Raw genomic sequence first — 725 nt, forward strand, 5'->3', positions numbered from 1 at the left:
AGGACCGCGATCGACGAGGAGGCGCGCTCGCGTGTGCTCTCAGATCCTCTCTATCGCCAGCAGCGAGCAGCGCTGGCGGCGGTGGCAAGCGCGATCTGGCGCGATCCGGTCGGCGCCGTCGGCAAGATCGAAGATCTGCTTCAGAAAGGTTTTGCTGGCGAGCGCATCGCGGCCGCGGTGACCAACGATCCGGCCGCCTACGGCGCATTGCGCGGTTCCGATCGCCTGATGGACCGGATGCTGGCCGCCGGCCGGGAGCGGAAAGAGGCGGTGCAGGCCGTGCCTGAAGCCGCCGCCCGTTTGCGATCGCTCGGTTCGGCCTACGTCAATGTGCTCGATGCCGAACGCCAGGCTATTGCCGAAGAGCGACGGCGCATGGCGGTTGCCGTTCCTGGCCTGTCGACGGCGGCGGAAGACGTGCTCTTGCGACTGACTGCCGAGGCGAAAAACAACGACCGCAAGCTGACGGCTTCCGCTGCCCCTCTCGATCCCAGCATTCGCCGGGAGTTCGCCGCCGTCAGCCGGGCACTCGACGAGCGCTTTGGTCGCAATGCCATCATTCGCGGCGAAAAGGATCTCATCAACCGTGTGCCACAAGCGCAGCGCAGCGCCTTCGAGGCGATGCAGGACAGGTTGAAGGTCCTGCAGCGGACGGTGCGCATGGAAAGCAGCGAACAGATCATCTCGGAACGGCGCCAGCGGGCTGTCAGTCGTGGCCGTGGCAT

The 725-nt window shown here is 66.1% G+C and carries 1 protein-coding gene; it reads left to right on the forward strand.

The annotated features are described in order from the left end of the window. The coding region (locus AC1D2N_RS36220) for a BID domain-containing protein (RefSeq protein ID WP_477983032.1) at positions 1–725 on the forward strand (725 nt) is incomplete at both ends.

Source organism: Rhizobium sp. P1_B8, assembly GCF_056406515.1.